We start from the raw sequence: 16,935 nt of genomic DNA, 5'->3' as shown, positions 1-16,935 counted from the left end.
ATGGCAGCCGAAGACGACGAACCACAGGAACTCGAGGACATCAGCGGTGTTGGCGCGAGCAAGGCCGACGCCCTTCGCGAGGCCGGCTTCGAGTCCATCGAGGACGTCAAGGAAGCCGACCAGGACGACCTGGCCGAAGCCGAGGGCATCGGTAACGCGCTCGCGGCCCGTATCAAGGCCGACGTCGGCGACCTCGAGGTCACCGAAGAGACCGAAGCCGAGATCGAAGACGAGGGCGCCGAAGAAGCGGAGGAGTCCGAGGAAGACGTCGAGACGGAGCTTCGCGCCCGCGGGCTGACCGAGAAGACCCCCGAACTCTCCGAGGACGAGGAGCGACTCCTCGAGCGTCGGAAGAGCGAGGGCAAGCCGCAGTTCAAGCGGCAGGACTACCACATGAAAAAGCGGACGCCCGAATCGTGGCGCCGCCCCCGCGGCCAGCTGTCCAAGCAGCGCAAGGGCATCAAGGGCAAGGGCCCGAAGGTCCAGGCCGGCTTCCGCACGCCCGAAGCCGTTCGCGGAAAGCACCCGAGCGGCTTCGAAGAGGTCTACGTCGAGAACGTCGACGACCTCGAGGGTGTCGACGGCGACCGCGAAGCGGTTCGCATCGCCTCCTCGGTCGGCGCGCGCAAGCGCGAACGGATCGAGGAAGTGGCCGAGGACGAGGACATTCGCGTCCTGAACCCGACCTACGAAGAAGTCGAGGTGGAAGCCAATGACTGATCTCTCCGCACAGAAGCGACTGGCCGCCGACGTCTTAGACGTCGGTGAGAACCGCATCTGGCTCGACCCCGACGCCCAGGGCGACATCGCCGAAGCGATCACCCGCGACGAGATCCGCGAACTCGTCGAGGAGGGTCGTATTCAGGCCGAAGACGCCAAGGGCAACTCCCGCGGCCGCGCCCGCGAGCGCAACGCGAAGCGCTCCTACGGCCACCAGAAGGGCCCGGGCAAGCGCCGCGGCAAGAAGGGCGCACGCCAGAACGAGAAGGAAGAGTGGGAAAGCAAGATCCGCGCACAGCGACGGAAGCTGCGCGAACTCCGCGACAAGGGCGAGCTGACGCCCACGCAGTACCGCGAGCTCTACAAGAAGGCTGGCGGCGGCGAGTTCCGCAGCGTCCGGTACCTGTTGAACTACATCGACGACAACTACGGTGACCAATAATGGCGACAGGACCACGATACAAAGTGCCGATGCGGCGTCGCCGTGAGGTCCGGACGGACTACCACCAGAGGTTGCGCCTGCTGAAGTCGGGTAAGCCCCGACTCGTCGCTCGAAAGAGCAACAAGCACACCACGGCGCAGCTGATCACTCCCGGACCTCAGGGAGACGAGACGCTCGCGAGCGCACACTCGAGCGACCTCGAGGAGTACGGTTGGGAAGCCCCCACGAGTAACATTTCCGCGGCGTACCTGACCGGCCTGCTGGCCGGCCAGCGCGCCGTCGAGGCCGGCGTCGAGGAAGCGGTCCTCGATATCGGTCTCAACACCGCGACGCCCGGTAACAAGGTGTTCGCGGTTCAGGAAGGCGCGATCGACGCGGGTCTCGAGATTCCGCACAACGACGAGGTCCTCGCGGACTGGTCGCGCACGCGCGGCGAGCACATCGCCGAGTACGCCGAGCAGCTCGACGAGCCGCTGTACAACGGCGAGTTCGACGCGACCGAACTTCCTGAACACTTCGACGACGTACGAGAGGCGATCCTAGAATGAGCGCAAACGACTACAACGACGGCGGCTGGGAACCCGTCACCCGTCTCGGCCGGATGGTTCAGGAGGGCGAAATCGACACAATGGAGGACGCCCTCAACTCGGGCCTCCCGCTGAAGGAGCCCGAGATCGTCGACCAGCTCCTCCCCGGACTGGACGACGAAGTGCTGGACATCAACATGGTCCAGCGGATGACCGACTCCGGACGACGCGTCAAGTTCCGCTGCGTCGTCGCCGTCGGCAACCGCGACGGCTACGTCGGCTACGCGGAAGGCCGAGACGACCAGGTCGGGTCCGCCATCCAGAAGGCGATCGGTATCGCGAAGCTGAACATGATCGAGGTCCCCCGCGGCTCCGGTTCCTGGGAGGACCGCTCGGACCGGCCCCACTCCCTGACCCGACGCACGACGGGCAAGGCCGGCTCCGTCGAGGTCGAGGTCATCCCCGCCCCCGAAGGGTTGGGCCTGGCCGCCAGCGACACCGTCCACGCGGTGCTCGACCTGGCCGGCATCGAGAACGCTTGGACCAAGAGCCACGGCAACACTCGGACCACGGTCAACCTGGCGAAGGCGACGTTCAACGCGCTGGAGAACGCATCGCAGTCGCGTCACCCGCGACGTCGCTCTGGTTCGACCGACCGAGAGCGAGACGAAGCCGAGGTGACTGAGTAATGAAGGCAGTCGTTCAGGTTCGCGGTGAGGTGAACCGCCAGCAAACCGTCCAGGATACCCTGGAGATGCTGAACATCCACAGCGTCAACCACTGCGCGCTCGTCCCCGAGACCGACACCTACACGGGAATGGTCAACAAGGTCAACGACTACGTCGCGCACGGCGAACCGAGCGCCGAGGTGCTCGCAGCCGTGCTCGCAAAGCGCGCGGAGCCTCTCGAGGGCGACCAGTCCGACGTCGACGCCGAGTGGGTCGACGAGAACACCGAGTACGGCGACTTCGAGTCGCTGGCCGAGGCGCTGCTCGCCGAGGAGACGACGCTGCGCGAGCAGGGGCTGTCCCCGACGCTTCGTCTGCACCCGCCCCGCGGGGGTCACGCCGGCATCAAGAAGCCGACCGCCGAGGGCGGCCAACTCGGAAAGCATACAACGGACGAAATCAACGACCTGTTAGAATCGATGCGATAACCATGACGAGTAAAAAACGACGCCAACGCGGGTCACGAACGCACAGCGGTGGCTCCCACAAGAACCGACGCGGTGCGGGCCACCGCGGCGGTCGCGGCCGCGCCGGGCGCAGCAAGCACGAGTTCCACAACTACGAGCCGAAGGGCAAGCACGGCTTCAAGCGACCCCAGGACATCCGCGAAGAGGTCGCGGAGATCGACGTCCAGAAGCTCGACGAGGACGCCATCCTCTACGCAGCCGAGGGCGTCGCCGAGGAAACCGACGACGGCTACGCGATCGACGCACGCGACGTCGTCGAGGACGGCCACGAGGTCGACACCGTGAAGGTCCTTGGCTCCGGCCAGGTCCGCAACGCCCTCGAGGTCACGGCCGACGCCTTCTCGGACGCGGCCGAGGAGAAGCTCGCAGACGCCGGCGGCGACGCGGTCCTCTCGGAACGAGCGCAGGAACGAGCGGACGCTGAATCCGAGGCGGAGACGGACGCCGCCGACGAAACCGAACAGAGCGAGGACTAACGATGGGATGGAAGGAAGCCGCTGAACCGGTCTTAACGCGGATGCCCGCCGTCCAGCGTCCGGAGGGGCACGTTCCCTTCAAGCGGAAGCTGGCGTGGACGGCCGGCATTCTCGTGTTGTACTTCTTCCTGACGAACATCTCGCTGCTCGGGATGCAATCCGGCGGCGCGAACGACCTCTTCGGCCAGTTCCGTGCGATCCTCGCTGGGTCGCAGGGTTCGATCCTGCAGGTCGGTATCGGACCGATCGTCACGGCGAGCATCGTCTTGCAGTTGCTCGGCGGTGCGAACCTGCTCGGTCTCGACACCAACGACCCCCGGGATCAGGTTCTCTACCAGGGCCTCCAGAAGGTGCTCGTCGTCGTGATGGTGGCACTCACTGGGCTTCCGATGGTGTTCGCCAGCGGCTTCCTGCCAGCCCAGCAGTCGCTGTCGATCGGTGGCCTCCAGTTCGGTCAAACGCAGGTCCAGCTGCTGATGTTCCTGCAGATCTTCGCTGGCGGTGTCCTCCTCCTCTACATGGACGAGGTCGTTAGCAAGTGGGGCGTCGGGAGCGGGATCGGCCTGTTCATTATCGCCGGCGTGAGCCAGCGACTCGTGGCCGGGTTCATCCAGCCCGCACAGGGCGGGTTCTTCTACAACTGGTACATGATCCTCACGGGGCAGATGGAGGTCGGATCCGTCGTTTCCACCGACGGGCTCTCCACGCTGCTGATGACCGACGGCGGGATGATCATCCCGCTGCTGACGACGCTGCTGATCTTCGGCATCGTCGTCTACGCGGAGTCCGTGCGGGTCGAGATCCCGCTCAGTCACGCCCGCGTGAAGGGTGCTCGCGGTCGCTTCCCGGTGAAGCTCATCTACGCGAGCGTCCTGCCGATGATCCTCGTCCGCGCGCTGCAGGCGAACATCCAGATGCTTGGCCAGATCCTGAACAGCCAGTGGGCCGGAATGCCCTCTGCGCTGGGTCAGTACACCGAGGGGGAAGCGGTCGGCGGGTTCTTCTACTACCTCGCGCCGATCTACAGGCCTCAGGATTGGATGTGGTGGACCGGTGCCGTCACCCAGGAAGCGTGGCAGGTGCTGATCCGCATCTCCGTCGACCTCACCTTCATGATCGTCGGCGGCGCGATCTTCGCCGTCTTCTGGGTCGAAACGACGGACATGGGTCCCGAAGCCACCGCCCAGCAGATCCAGAACTCCGGGATGCAGATCCCCGGCTTCCGACAGAACGTCGGCGTCATCGAGAAGGTCATGGAGCGGTATATCCCGCAGGTGACCGTCATCGGTGGCGCACTGGTCGGCCTGCTGGCCGTCTGGGCGAACATGCTCGGCACCATCGGGTCCGTTACCGGAACCGGCCTGCTGCTGGCCGTCTCCATCACCTACAAGCTCTACGAGGAGATCGCCGAAGAGCAGATGATGGAGATGCACCCGATGATGCGCCAGATGTTTGGAAAAGATTAAAAAATCGTTTAAACAGCCGACGAATCGAAACTTCTGCCGGCATCCTTCTTTGCGAACGTCAATAACTCCTTAGCAGAAGCATTCGTCCGAGAACAAGACCGAACCGCGAACCCGCCCTACATCACGTGGAGTTCATCCACGCGCTCCCGCTCTGCCCGCCCCGGCACACCGAAGTCAACCGGCCCGAACCCGATCCACGCCAAGTAGTCCCGCCGATGTTCCAGCCGCGAGTCACCGTAGACCTTCAACGGCACCTCGATAATCAGGTCGTCCTCCCAGTCTCGCCACGCGTCGACGTTGGCGTCCACACGAGCCAGCACGTCCTGTGTCTCAGACACGACACGCACCGAGTCACCCTCCTCGAGTTCCTGCATCAGATCGACGATCTCGCTAGTCGTCCGCGCCTCATTACTCGTGTCCGCGATGAAGACTTCCGCCACGTCACTCATCGCTGACCACCTCAAGCAACTGCAAATCCTCGCAGTCGACGTCGCTCCGGAGGATGTCCAGCACCAAGCCCTCGCCATGCGAGTCGTTGTAATAGATCAGCGTACCGAACCGATCCTCTCCCTCAACAGGAACGTAGATCTCGACGCCGATGGAGGTCTCGCCATCACTCCACTCCTCCAACTCTCCTTCTTCGGTCACGTACCCAATGACGCTGTGACTCTCCGTCTGGGCGCGGACGATGTTGCCTTCTCGGAGGCGGAGCAGGTGCTTGGGCTGCGGGTTCTCGATTCGCTCGTCGATGTGGTCGTCGTTGATGGTTGCCGTCATCATCTGCATTCTTAGCGAACCCCGCTGCGCGCGGATAAAGGGTTGCGTGGGTCTGCAACCCTGCCGTACCAGCATTTATCCCCCTCGGAACAGCGTGACCCGCTCGCTGACAGGCGCGCTCAATCCTCGCCGGGGAAGTGCTGCAAGGCGAACACTACGTCCCACGCCGTCCGCTTCGATGCGTCCGCGACTCAAGTAGAGCAATCCGGGAATCGGCGCTTTTAGACCCAGTATTTGGACTTCTCTACCATCAAGGACACTACGATCAGCTTTTCATCGGAACCAAGGGGGCAGGAAGGGTCGAGAGACATCAACTATCGGTGATTATTAGGATGTCCGCAGCTGCGGGGCCCATCGCGATGCCGACAGCATCCATCGAACTCCCACAGGAGTTCCGCGACCTCATCGAGGAACAGATCGCCGACCACGACCAGTTCGATACCGTCGACGAGTTCGTGGCCCGAGCGACTGCCGAGAAGCTCCAGCAAGAGGCGAAAGAGGAGTACCGCAAGCAAGGCACCTACACCGACGGCCCGATCACCGAGGAAGAGCGCCAACTCCACCGCCGGCTGGTCGACCTCGGCGTGATCGAGCGCGACCCCGTCCTCCTTGACGAGGTATAGTCGTCAGTCCGCGCGGGACAGCTCATTTCTGACCGCCGAGTAGATGAAGTCCCCCGCGTCCCGGTATATCGGTCGCCTTCGACCCCTCCTCGATATACTGCAACCACCGTAAAGCAGATTATCAACTAGACGAGATTGAGGCTGTACGTGAGCCTCTCGATTTTTCTCCGGAAGGCGGTGGGGGACTACCGCCACAACAAGTCTGCGGCCTTCGTTCACGGCGTTCGAGTGCTGACGACCGCGATCCTCGGAGGGCTTCTCCTGCTGGCCGGACTCGTCCATCTGGGAGTTGTCCGCCCCGTCCAGTTCTTACAGGCTGCGGGGTACGGGCTCCTCCTCCTCGTGATGGACTACGCGATGGTCAGTGACCTCGCCTTCTTCTTCCGGTTCGTCGCGCCTGACCTGTTCGGGTTCCTCAGCCTCTCGATGCTGGTCTCGGGCGTGACGGGCGTTGGGGCCCTCTCGATCGCGTGGCGGTGGCACCGAGCATAGCGACTCTCGAAGCACCACATCTACGGCAGCCCGTTCACCGTGGGACGAGTGTCGTCGGGTTACCGTCGGATGGCTGGAGCGGGTCGTGCGGGCCGGGCTGCTTCAAGAGGGTATCAAGGTACGCGCGGAACTGCTCCTCGGCGTCGTCCGCACCGTCAAGGAGCGCAAGGACGCCGGACACGAGGTCGGTCGCGTCGATTGCGTCCTCGCCCGGCTCGTCGACGTGAGACGCGTACGCCGTCCACGCCACCTCTCGAAGCGCCTCCGCTGACCCGAACTTGCAGAGGCGGCAGCCGAACTTCTCGGGCTGGAACTGCGTCCTGTACCAGCTGTGGTCGGGGCACTCGATCGCCGTCCACGACTCGTCGATTCCCCGGCATTCGACCTGCAGGCCATCCCCATCCAGTTCGACGATGAAGTAGGCTCCCAAGTACCCCTTCCGCACCTTCTTCAAATGGGCGGAGTTGAGCGCCCGGCCTCGATGCCAGCCACGGTGCGTGTGCCCGCAGAAGTATGCTCGACCGTCGAACGAGTAGAAGGGCTCCGGGAGCTGGCCGTGCGTGACCAGCACGTCGTCGTCGCCGACATCGTCGGGATCGGCCGTAAACCGCTGACCGGCGACCTTGACGGCACCACCTTTTGGGAGTCGGGTACCGGGAGACAACTCGTACCGTTCGGTGACGTGCTTGTCGCCGCCGCGCTCGCTATCCCGGTTGCCGTAGATGTAGACCAACTCGCCGCGCTCGGCTAGATCCGCGAACAGGGGCTCGAGTTCTCGAAGCTGGTCGGCCGCGGTTCCGACACCGCGCCGGTGCGCGTCCGTGATGTCCCCCGTGTGAACGATGTAGTCAAACTCGGCGCCCTCGGTTTCTTCGACCACCGTTTCAAGCGACTCCGTGTCACCATGATTGTCACCCATCACGAGCAGGCGCTGGCCCTCCATCTCAGTACTCCCGCTCGATCTCGAGCTTGCGCATCGCCCGCTCAAAGACCTGCTCGTGGCGGTGAGCGAGCTTCTCGATGTGGTCGCGGATGGACTGCGAGACGTCGACCTCGATCTCGTCGGCGTCCTGCAGCTCTTGGTAGAAGGCGTGCATCTCCTCGTTGACCGCGATCCCGATAGTCTTCTCCTTCGGCCCAGCGTCGAGCGCGTCGTAGTACCGGTCGAGATCGAACTCGGACTCCGCGTCGCTGCCGTCGTCCGCATCTCCTTCGGCCTCGTCCATTGCGTCGTTGAATGGGTTCTCGCTCATAGTTGTGTTAGTATTAGGGTTAATGTTAATATTTACTCTCGATGTACTCTTCGAGCGTTTCAGCAGTGATTTCGACGCCCGCATCATCCGCGAACTGGCGGGCACCGGCACGGAAGGCGTGGTAGCATTCCTGTCGGACACTTCGGGGCGTGCCGTCGCTCCGTTCGACGACGCGTTCGATCGCCGACGCCGCGAACGGGTCGGACGGGTAGCCCTCCTCGTACTCCTCGTCTCGCGCCCACGCCAGCCAGCGCGCGATCAGCTCGTCGGTCTCCGCGAATCCGAACCGCTCCAGCGACCGGTTCTTCGCGACGAGCCGCGAGGAGAGTGTCTCCCGCAACTCGTCGATACGCTCGGCGGCCAACGGCGTACCGAACAGAAAGAGGACGAACACAGGCCGGGAGTCCCCGAGATCGCCCACGGACTGCAGCGCCGCGAGGAGCTGTCGGAACGTCCGCGCGTTGCGGGCGGCGTCCTCGAGCTGGTCGACCTGCACAACACACGCCTTGTCCTGCGCCTCGAGTTGCTCGGCGACATCCTCGACGAGTTGGCGCACGTCGTCGGTCGCGTGGGGGTACTCGTCGGGGATGTCGAGGTCGTCGTACTCGGCCAACGCGTCGAGGAGCCGGGTGTAGACCCGGCGCGTGGTCAGGCTCTCGACTTCGCGGATGCGGGCGATGTAGAACTCGTCGCTTCGCGGGCCGTCGGAGAGCGCGTTGTAGACGAGATCGCGGAAGTGGCTCTTCCCGGCGCCGCGCTCGTCGATGATCGAAACGTGACCGGCGCGGTTAATGAGGTGACTCGCGACCTCTTGCAAGAGATCTTGGTTGACGCGGACGGCGATTCGGGCATCAGGAAGCGTCTCGGCGGTGAACGGGATGCGCGCGGACTCAATCCCGAACTGCTCCGCGTACGCCCGCTGCGCCGACTCGGTCTCGTCCAGCACCGCGGTGAACTGGTCGGTCATTCTCCGTATTCCTCATATGGTTATCCTTATTCTTAAGGTTAAACGAGTTTGCTGCCGGACATCTGTGCGTTGTGGTAGTCGCTGTCGGCCGATCACCTTGTCAAGCAATTCTGCCACTCGTCGTGAATCTCGACCACCTCATCCGACGACAATCTATCGGGATCATCCAAGTCCCAAACCTTCGAAGTATCCTCTGTGACAGCGAAAATAGAAAACTCGCCAATCAGCATTCTATAACTGGGCTAAATCCGATATGACGCAGGACGTTAGCCAACAATTGGAGACCCTCCGCAATAAGATACAGAACGATCGCCGGGATGTAGACGAAGCGAATCGGGATGCATTACTGAAATTTAGTGACGAGCTGATGCTCATCCCGAGTCAAGTAGGCGATCATCGGCACCTCAAACTTCTTCGTCACAATGTCCGAATGGCAGAGCACGCTGGGAGTCTGGTCGATGCTTTGGAGGATGAAGAAGAAGTGAAGGAGATCGTTCGGTGGATTCATCGAACCTACGATAATCCAGAGACGAATCGCGATTACCGAGTAGCGTTGAAGCAATTTGGCCGGCGGGCTACAGAGGTAAATGGCGATTCTCCGCCGGAGACAATGGAGTGGATTCCGTCAAATACCCCCAGTACATACGACCCGGCACCTGAGCCCAGTGATATGCTGAAATGGGAAGACGATGTCCTCCCTCTGATCGAGGAAACACGGAATCCACGTGATGCGGCTTTGGTCGCTGTTGCATGGGATGCTGGCCCTCGGTCGGGAGAGCTTCGAAGCCTCACGCTTGGAGACGTCACAGATTACGAGCACGGTTATCAGGTAACGGTACGTGGGAAGATGGGACAGCGTTCGGTCGGGTTGGTTCCAAGCGTCCCGTTCCTTCAGCGGTGGCTGGAGGCCCACCCCGGTGATGCACTCGATGATCCACTGTGGAGCAAGTTGAAGGAACCGACGGCACCGACTTACAACGCGCTTCGGACGGCGATCAAGGACGCAGCCGAACGTGCAAACGTCGATAAGCCAGTCACATTCACCAATTTCCGGAAGTCAAGCGCGTCTCATCTGGCATCTCGAGGGATGAATCAGGCACACATCGAAGATCACCATGGGTGGACGCGTGGGAGCGATGTCGCCTCACGATACGTCTCGGTATTCGCAGAAGATACCGACCGGGAAGTCGCTAGGATCCACGGAGTCGACGTTGATGAGGGTGAAGAACCGAATCCAACTGCTCCCGTTGAGTGTCCTCGATGCCACCAGAAAACGCCACGTGAGAAACAAAACTGCATTCACTGTCGACAACACCTCACTAAGGAAGCGACGATTGAGCAACGACAGACGTGTGATTGGTGTGGAGAGACTATTCGTGGATACTCTGAGCATCTTCCAGCGTGCCCGGCAGTCGAGATCGAGAAATGAGATACTTGATTGTTAACAGTTGGCACCGATAGTTGAGTGGCCTGTCTTACCGAGTTTTTCTCCGGTGGTATAGAACATCGAATAGCCGCCAAATGAAGCCTGCTGGCAACCCTTATCCAGAACCTGCGCATGGATCATGCCGAAGACACCTCTGTCTTCGACGCATGCGGTGAGGATGGTTTCTACAACTACCACTCCCAGTCTGTGGTGCCTACTAACTGAATTGCCGTCGTCCTGACGTCCCGTCTATGTCCCACTTGGTGGCGAGTCCGGTTCGTCGTCTCGGAGACAGGCGCCTTGTACCTGCACTCACACGAACTGGCCGTCATCCTCCAAAAGATGGCCGCTACAACCTCGTTGAGGCCGAGGGCGAAGGGCGCGATCGCGTTTACAGCCCCTCCTCGTAGCCCGCTGCTCAAGAGATCCCATCATGTTACTTTATGTTTTCTGGTTGCCAACTGCTGGCCGATGACGGAGGAACCGCTCGAAAATGCCAGCTCCCTACCTATCCGAGCAGGGCAGGTGGCCCTCCTCTTGTCCCTTCTCGCGGTGCGCGAGGCGGTATCCTTCCCCATTCAACTCGAGTTCGCCCATGTGGCGGCCACCGCCGCCCTAACACTTCTGCTCGCGGAGGCCTACCTCAGTCTGTCCCGTCGGTCGATCCTCCCTGAGGAACATGAGCGCAGAGTGAACGAGTTCCTGATCGGAGTCGCCCAGAACCCCGCCGCGTGGCCAGTGAAGTCAGTGATCAAGATGGCCGAGAGACGGAACGAGAACATCAGGCATCAGCGGGCGGTGGTGGAGGCTGAGCAGTTCCTCGCCGAAATCGAGGAGACCGTCGCCGAGGACTTCAGGCAGGAGGACTGGCTGTCCGATGAGTACGACGCCGAGTCGGTCGCCGAGAAGGTCGTCTCAAGGGCGGAACACACCGGGCCGTTCGCGGTGAAGGAGGTGGTCGCCCCCGAGATACTCGCCCTCCCCACCGACGACCGGCTCGTCGTGACCGTGCTGATCATCGTCCGCCACCAGAGGGCGGCCGACGGGGGCATCTACGAGCACAAGGACGCGATCTCGCAGTGCTTGGAGAACTTCGATTTCACCCACCCGGGCGAGGCCGAGCTGAAGCTCCTGCACGGGTTCGACGATCTCCGTGAGATCCTCGACTCGGAGGACGGCATGGGTCGCAGGGTCGCTCTGGAGACGGACGTGGACGACCCGGAACAGACGTACGAGGAGCTGATGAACGCCCACTACCCCTTCGGGAAGACCTACCCCGAATACGACAAGACGACGCTCCGGGAGTACAAGAAAAACATCGCGGAACTCGTGCAGGCGGAGCTGAGTGTGGGCGGGGCACAGTCGAGGGTTCTGGATGCCATAAAGGAGGAGCGCGAGCGGCTGAAGCAGGAGCTGGGGAGCAGAGACACGTTCTTGCTCGCTCTCCGGGTCATCGACTGGGACGGCTCCGTGGACGGCTACGACGACATCGACCGACCGCTCGCTCGGAAGTTCGACGACCACATTAAGATCGGTCGGACATACACGGTTGACGACGAGGCCGAGCGAGACGAAGACGTCCGGGTGAACATGTGGCTGGTGTCCGTCGAATCGCGCTACCCCTCCGGGGACGCCTTCTACCGTTCCGAGGTCGAGCCTGTGTTGCCCGACGAGGTCGTCGGGTACGCGACGAGAATCGATACGCCGCTCGGGCCGGACTACGACAGGGAGGAACTGTACGAGGACGCCCAGAGCCGCGATCTGGTCGACGAGATCATCTCGCAGGCGGACATCCTGTTTACCGGTCAACAGGACGAGGAGATCACCCTCCGGGCGATCGAGAACATGGTCGATAGGGACGTGAGTGCGGAGGACTTGCTCGGTGCCGTCCAGCTCGACTCGGTCACGGATGCGACCGCGGAAGAGAGCCGTGACTTCTCGGAATACCGCGGCGATATTGAGGCAGAACTTGGGATCGACTCGGTTTTCGAGTGGGGCGATGTCAGTCCGGAGCGGGCGGGAAAGGAGATCAATGCCCTCGTGGATGTGGGCGACCGAGAGCGGTGGACGGAGCTGGCGTCGTCGCTCATCGACACCGTCCGCCGGTGCCGGCCGCCCCAGCAGATCGCCGCGGCCTGACGCGGCTTCGGTTCTCGAAGATCAGTAATCCGCCCCCGAACGCGGAATCCGGAAACACCCCTCTATCGCCAATCCCCTTCGCAGAACGCCTTCGACACAGAGATGCGCGAGACGTCAGACCGCGACCACGTGGCATGGGACATCGAGACGACTGGCTTCGGCTGGTCGGAGGAGATCACTGTCTCGGGATTCTGGTTACCCAGCAGGCACGCCTCGCTCGTCGTCAACGCCGGCCCGCACGCCGTCGACGGAGACCGGTTCGAGGAGCACCTGTCCGAGGCCCACATACATTGCCTTCTCAGAAAGAATCAACCGTCAGAATCCAACTCCCAAAGCAGTTCGAATCCACCGATGATGAGTGAGACCGAGATATTGAACCACTCGATCACTGTCTCTCGATCGATTCCATCAAGAGGCTCGTTGTCGGGATGGATAACTGCGTCTCTGAAGCCCCGATTGCCGTGTTCTCCGTAGAACTCATGCCATCTCTCCCCATAGGGGCCATGAGCGTCAGTTAGCGAAGAGCCCGTGATTTCATTTAGAGCGTCCTTAGCAAGATCCTTGGTATAGATGTTGCCGTGTCCATCATCGAATCGACTCTTGATGTGCTGCTTCGCATCCTTGCGATCACGGCCGTTCAAGACGAAGTACAGGTAGATCAAGCGGTACAGGCCGCCATCGACTGCGGAGACCAGTAGGGGGACTGCCGAGATGAGGTTACCGCGTAGGATTGCCTGTTCCGCCTCGCGTAGGAGGTCAACCCACGCTGGGTTCGTCGCGTTCGTCCGCGAAAGCTTCGCATCATACACCACCTCGAGTTCGTCGCCCATTTCAACTGTTGGGACGGCGTTTTCTTGGAGATTGGCGGTTACGACTAATTCGTCTGGGCCTATGGGGTGGAGAGCGACGATAGCGGAGTCGCCCAAGGCCGCACGCGTGTACGAGTCGTCGAGTCGCTCGACTGGAAGCCGGTTGTCGCCGCTTGCGCCTTCACGCTCCGCACCGAGGAGTTGGACGGTTTCGAACTCGTATCCTGAAAAGAGGTTGTTAACGACGTGGTTACGCGTCTCTCCAACCGTCACGGTGGTGTAGTTCCGCATCTTGCTCCCGCCGAGAGCGAACGGGAAGCCAAAGTAGGCATCACCGTCCAAGTTATGGAGCGTATAGAGCAGACCGTTCTCTGGGAAGAACCATGCCTCGCAATAGGGACAGATGAGGTACGCGTCAGGGTCAATATTCTCCCCTGCGGGTTGGAGGTGGAGAGTGTCAATTCGTTCTTCGCATTGCGGGCAGGTCAGATTCGTGTTACCGGAACTAAGATTTCGCGATGAGACCACAAGTATTCGAATCTCGAGGACTTGTCTACTTAATCCTGTGATGGGACTTCGAGAGAGCGCCTAAATTAGCCGTTGGAGATCTGTTTTCTGTACGCTATTCTCGAAGGTCTCGTACAGCTGCCGGAACTCGACACGATCGGTGTAGATGTTCGGGAGATAGTGGCAGGTTTCCGTTCTGTCCACGAATAGCACCCCGGCAACCCACGAAAAGTCCTTCTCAGCAAATATTCCCTCATCCCCCTCCCGCAGATAGGACACTCGTCCACTTTGGCTGTCGGGGAGGAATAGACGATTCATTTGCTCTCCTGCCACGTCACGGCCGACAATCCTCAGGTCGATCTGGTTGGCTCGTAGGCAGTCACGCTGCGAAGCTGGGAGATGCCGGACATCACCCTTTGCCTCAGTCCGTGAGACTTCGCTCGCCTTCGAGGTACTCATGCCCGGTCTCGGTGATGGATACCTCACCGTCATCCGCAACGATGAGTGCATCCTGCTCTTCGAGGGACTCACATCGATCTTCGACGTAGTCCACTTGATAGTCGAGGCGGTCGGCGACTGCCGTAATAGATTGTACGTCGCTCTCGGTGACGGCGTGCAGTATGTGATAGTCTCCGAAGTCCTCGGCTGAACGGATGTTCTCGACTGTGTGGAGGGTCTGGAAGAGAAGCCAGATAAGCTTCGCCGAGAGGAGTTCATCGTCGGCGTAGTCTGCGCGTTTCCCGTGAAGGATGTCGACGCGGTTCGGCCAGAGACGGCTCCGATAGTAGTCCCGGAACTCCTCGTCGATCTCGGATATGTGGCGTGGGCTTCCTTCACCTTTTCCGACGACTGCGACGCCGGTCACGTCGGCATCGGGACGCCAGAGGCCGATGTCGAGAGCGGTATCGATGAAGACGCCGTCAAGTTGGGTAAGGAGGGTGGGAATACTGAGGGCATACCGGCCTTCGGCGTGGGCGTCGAGGGCCTCGTCGATGATTGCCTGCCGTTGTTCGTACTCGTCGAACGACTGGAAATACTCTTTGAAGCCCTTGATGTCCTCCTCGTCCCGGAGCTGGGCGGCGAGGAGTTCGGCTGCGGCCTCGTTTCCCTCCTCGCGGTACTCGCGGTAGAGCTGCATGAAGGCGCCGTGCTTGACGTTGGAGAGCCACTTGAACTCGAAGTCCGACTCCTCGATCTCACGATACTGTTCGGTGAGGTCTGAGAGCGGCTCTAATGCGTCGCGCAGGAACGAGTTGAAGTAGCTACTGAAGTCGAACGATGTGGCGATTTGGGTAGCCAATTGCTGCTGGTACGATGTGGTGATTGTTTCCAACGCTTCCGTGAGGCCTGTGAGTTGCGGCGTTGGGATTTCGATGTCGAGGTCAATAGAGGGGTACGGAGGTTTATCTGGCAAGTCGTCGGTGAACGTCAACTCGGCTATGTCTACCTCGTCGGCGTGTGCCCCGACGTACTCCCGGAGGTATTCCTCGGCCTCCTCCACGGAGTCTATCTTCGTATTCGGTTGGAGTTCCTCCACGGATTTCTTCGTGCTGAAGTAGCGTCCGCCGATGTTCAGGCCGTACCCCGAGATGCTCTTCGACGGGTCAGTGAATATCTTGATGTAGAGTCCGACGAGCCATTCTGCCCGTTCGTCAGGGATGTCCAGCCCGTCGGCGACCCGGTCGACGGCGTTCTGCCAACTGTCCGCCGCTCGGACATACTCGCCCGCTGTGCGAATTTGCCTGCAGTCGTTGAGTGAGGCCATTTCGACCTTCTCTTGCCAGTTCTCTTCGATATGTTCCATTAGCTCCTCGGCCGATGCGACCTCTTCCTCATCGTCTTGGTCGCCAGACTCTGTCATTGGTGGCCCTGTTGTCAGTCGTCCTGCTTAGACCTCCTCATCATAATCCGGGTGAGGGTTGCTCACCGAAGGAATCGTGTAGAGGTTGACGGAGATGTCCCCACAACGGAGCACCCCATCTTAGGTGTGACCGCCGTATTCACTCCCCATCGGCGAGGAAGTGCTGGAGCGCGAACACCGCGTTTCATCCCGACCGGCCACTCACGTCAAGCACGTCCTCCCGTGGCCGGTGGTGACGCTGAAGGACGAAGTCCACATCGCCGGCGTGCAGGGCACAGTCACGGACGAGTTCGCAGAGTGCGTCGCCACGACCTGTACAAGAGATCTTAGACTCGGTAGACTATCTCTTCGAATGTTTCATCCATTCGTTCAGCGGCCTCACGGAGCAGTGATTCACAGTCTGCACTGTGTTCCTCCGCGACCCGGCTGACGTACTCATCCTCGATATACACGCCTGAACCATTATACCTCTCCTCATCCTTGTTCTCCTCGCAATACAGGCGCACAAGTCGGACTCCCTCCTCGCGAGTATCGCCGACACGCGTTTGCCACTCCTCGGGGACACTTTTCCGCCCGTACGGCTTCACCTGCTTTGAGGTGATTCGTGGATCTTGCTCGTAGATGTCGCGCAGAACATCTATGGGAGTTTCCTGCCACTTCTCACTAATCTGTTGGACGCGCTCCCACCGTTCAGATACCTTCAGCTCGTCTCTAATGATTTCGTTGGCCGCTTCTCGTACGGATTCTTCGTAAGACTCTGCCGACGTCACGTTATAGTCCTCGGCAATGGCCTGTAGTTCGGATTCCCGCTCTTCCAGTTCACTAAGCCGGTTACGCATCTCTTCGACCTCCGCAACGACCTCTTCGATTTCATCACGCAGCTGCTTCTTTTGCTGGCGGATGTCCTCGAGTTCGTCTCGCGGATCGGTAAACTCGACATCACGGATTTCGTCAAGGACGAGTTGGTGCAGGAAGTCCTGCTGATCGTCGTATTCGTCGCTTTCCTCGAGCATCCGGTTTAGCTTCTTACGCTGGATTTCGGGCATTCGGAAGCCAACGACGGGCCAGTCTGATTTCGCCACTTGCACCGCCGGTTAACTGGGTATCTAATAAAAGGGTTAAGACCGAGGGGGTCGTTGGACAACGCCTCTTCTTCCAGACTCTCTCGTAGAATAGTCGAGGATTACCCTGTTAACATAACATAATCTTGTTGTGTTAACAGAGGATGGGTAGGCTTTGCTCTGAGAGAACACTT

Annotated in this window: 19 protein-coding genes; 11 read left to right on the top strand and 8 right to left on the bottom strand. The window is 60.8% G+C overall.

The genetic code is table 11. The annotated features are described in order from the left end of the window. Genes HALXA_RS01585 through secY form a run of 7 tightly spaced genes read left to right on the top strand, consistent with a single transcriptional unit; the run spans window position 1 to window position 4,826 of the window. Window positions 1-720: a 50S ribosomal protein L32e gene (locus HALXA_RS01585; RefSeq protein WP_013878551.1), complete on the top strand. Its 720-nt coding sequence runs from the start codon at window positions 1-3 to the stop codon at window positions 718-720. After that, a complete protein-coding gene (locus HALXA_RS01580) occupies window positions 713-1,162 on the top strand; it encodes a 50S ribosomal protein L19e (protein ID WP_013878550.1) in 450 nt (149 codons plus the stop codon). The genes HALXA_RS01585 and HALXA_RS01580 overlap by 8 nt, the downstream gene beginning before the upstream one ends. Further along, window positions 1,162-1,710 (top strand): 50S ribosomal protein L18, encoded by a 549-nt coding sequence (locus HALXA_RS01575; protein WP_013878549.1) that lies wholly within the window; start codon window positions 1,162-1,164, stop codon window positions 1,708-1,710. The genes HALXA_RS01580 and HALXA_RS01575 overlap by 1 nt, the downstream gene beginning before the upstream one ends. Continuing rightward, window positions 1,707-2,378, top strand: a complete 672-nt coding sequence (locus HALXA_RS01570) for a 30S ribosomal protein S5 (protein WP_013878548.1) — start codon at window positions 1,707-1,709, stop codon at window positions 2,376-2,378. The genes HALXA_RS01575 and HALXA_RS01570 overlap by 4 nt, the downstream gene beginning before the upstream one ends. Next, complete coding sequence (locus HALXA_RS01565) at window positions 2,378-2,845, top strand: 50S ribosomal protein L30 (protein ID WP_013878547.1); 468 nt, start codon at window positions 2,378-2,380, stop codon at window positions 2,843-2,845. Before HALXA_RS01570 ends, HALXA_RS01565 begins: the two co-directional genes overlap by 1 nt. A gap of 2 nt (window positions 2,846-2,847) precedes the next feature. After that, window positions 2,848-3,360, top strand: coding sequence for an uL15m family ribosomal protein (locus HALXA_RS01560; protein WP_013878546.1), 513 nt, complete (start codon window positions 2,848-2,850; stop codon window positions 3,358-3,360). Window positions 3,361-3,362: 2 nt separating this feature from the next. Next, window positions 3,363-4,826 carry a preprotein translocase subunit SecY gene (gene secY, locus HALXA_RS01555; protein WP_013878545.1) on the top strand — a complete coding sequence of 488 codons (1,464 nt, stop codon included), beginning with the start codon at window positions 3,363-3,365 and terminating at the stop codon, window positions 4,824-4,826. Window positions 4,827-4,942: 116 nt separating this feature from the next. On the opposite strand, the gene HALXA_RS01550 is transcribed toward secY, so the two are convergent. Then, window positions 4,943-5,275, bottom strand: coding sequence for a hypothetical protein (locus HALXA_RS01550; protein WP_013878544.1), 333 nt, complete (start codon window positions 5,273-5,275; stop codon window positions 4,943-4,945). After that, a complete protein-coding gene (locus tag HALXA_RS01545; protein ID WP_013878543.1) occupies window positions 5,268-5,612 on the bottom strand; it encodes a hypothetical protein in 345 nt (114 codons plus the stop codon). The genes HALXA_RS01550 and HALXA_RS01545 overlap by 8 nt, the downstream gene beginning before the upstream one ends. A 350-nt stretch (window positions 5,613-5,962) precedes the next feature. On the opposite strand from HALXA_RS01545, the gene HALXA_RS01540 reads away from it, so the two are divergent. Both HALXA_RS01540 and HALXA_RS01535 read left to right on the top strand, forming a co-directional pair. Further along, a complete protein-coding gene (locus HALXA_RS01540; RefSeq protein WP_013878542.1) occupies window positions 5,963-6,226 on the top strand; it encodes a hypothetical protein in 264 nt (87 codons plus the stop codon). A 147-nt stretch (window positions 6,227-6,373) separates the two neighbouring features. Continuing rightward, entirely contained in the window at window positions 6,374-6,718 is a 345-nt protein-coding gene (locus HALXA_RS01535) for a hypothetical protein (protein WP_013878541.1), read from the top strand. A 34-nt stretch (window positions 6,719-6,752) separates the two neighbouring features. On the opposite strand, the gene HALXA_RS01530 is transcribed toward HALXA_RS01535, so the two are convergent. From HALXA_RS01530 to HALXA_RS01520, 3 genes are read right to left on the bottom strand one after another with little or no spacing between them, the layout of a single operon-like run. After that, complete coding sequence (locus HALXA_RS01530; RefSeq protein WP_013878540.1) at window positions 6,753-7,661, bottom strand: metallophosphoesterase family protein; 909 nt, start codon at window positions 7,659-7,661, stop codon at window positions 6,753-6,755. A gap of 1 nt (window position 7,662) precedes the next feature. After that, window positions 7,663-7,971, bottom strand: coding sequence for a hypothetical protein (locus HALXA_RS01525; protein WP_013878539.1), 309 nt, complete (start codon window positions 7,969-7,971; stop codon window positions 7,663-7,665). A 25-nt stretch (window positions 7,972-7,996) separates the two neighbouring features. Beyond that, a complete protein-coding gene (locus HALXA_RS01520; RefSeq protein WP_013878538.1) occupies window positions 7,997-8,938 on the bottom strand; it encodes a hypothetical protein in 942 nt (313 codons plus the stop codon). 253 nt (window positions 8,939-9,191) lie between these two features. Between HALXA_RS01520 and HALXA_RS20915 the strand changes: the two genes are divergently transcribed. After that, complete coding sequence (locus tag HALXA_RS20915) at window positions 9,192-10,367, top strand: tyrosine-type recombinase/integrase (RefSeq protein ID WP_013878537.1); 1,176 nt, start codon at window positions 9,192-9,194, stop codon at window positions 10,365-10,367. Window positions 10,368-10,835: 468 nt separating this feature from the next. Then, window positions 10,836-12,503 (top strand): hypothetical protein, encoded by a 1,668-nt coding sequence (locus HALXA_RS01515; protein ID WP_013878536.1) that lies wholly within the window; start codon window positions 10,836-10,838, stop codon window positions 12,501-12,503. A 308-nt stretch (window positions 12,504-12,811) separates the two neighbouring features. Here the strand turns inward: HALXA_RS01515 and HALXA_RS01510 are convergent, their stop codons facing one another. From HALXA_RS01510 to HALXA_RS01495, 3 genes are all read right to left on the bottom strand, one after another. Continuing rightward, on the bottom strand, window positions 12,812-13,654 hold the full coding sequence (locus tag HALXA_RS01510; RefSeq protein WP_148263621.1) for a hypothetical protein: 843 nt from the start codon (window positions 13,652-13,654) through the stop codon (window positions 12,812-12,814). A 586-nt stretch (window positions 13,655-14,240) separates the two neighbouring features. Beyond that, the gene (locus HALXA_RS01500) at window positions 14,241-15,680 is read right to left on the bottom strand and encodes a hypothetical protein (protein WP_013878533.1); all 1,440 of its coding nucleotides are present in this window, start codon (window positions 15,678-15,680) and stop codon (window positions 14,241-14,243) included. A 326-nt stretch (window positions 15,681-16,006) separates the two neighbouring features. Then, a complete protein-coding gene (locus tag HALXA_RS01495; RefSeq protein WP_148263620.1) occupies window positions 16,007-16,762 on the bottom strand; it encodes a hypothetical protein in 756 nt (251 codons plus the stop codon). Between the last annotated feature and the right edge of the window lie 173 nt (window positions 16,763-16,935).

It is taken from the genome of Halopiger xanaduensis SH-6 (assembly GCF_000217715.1).
Lineage (GTDB): Archaea > Halobacteriota > Halobacteria > Halobacteriales > Natrialbaceae > Halopiger > Halopiger xanaduensis.
This window is presented reverse-complemented; position numbering and strand designations above follow the sequence as displayed.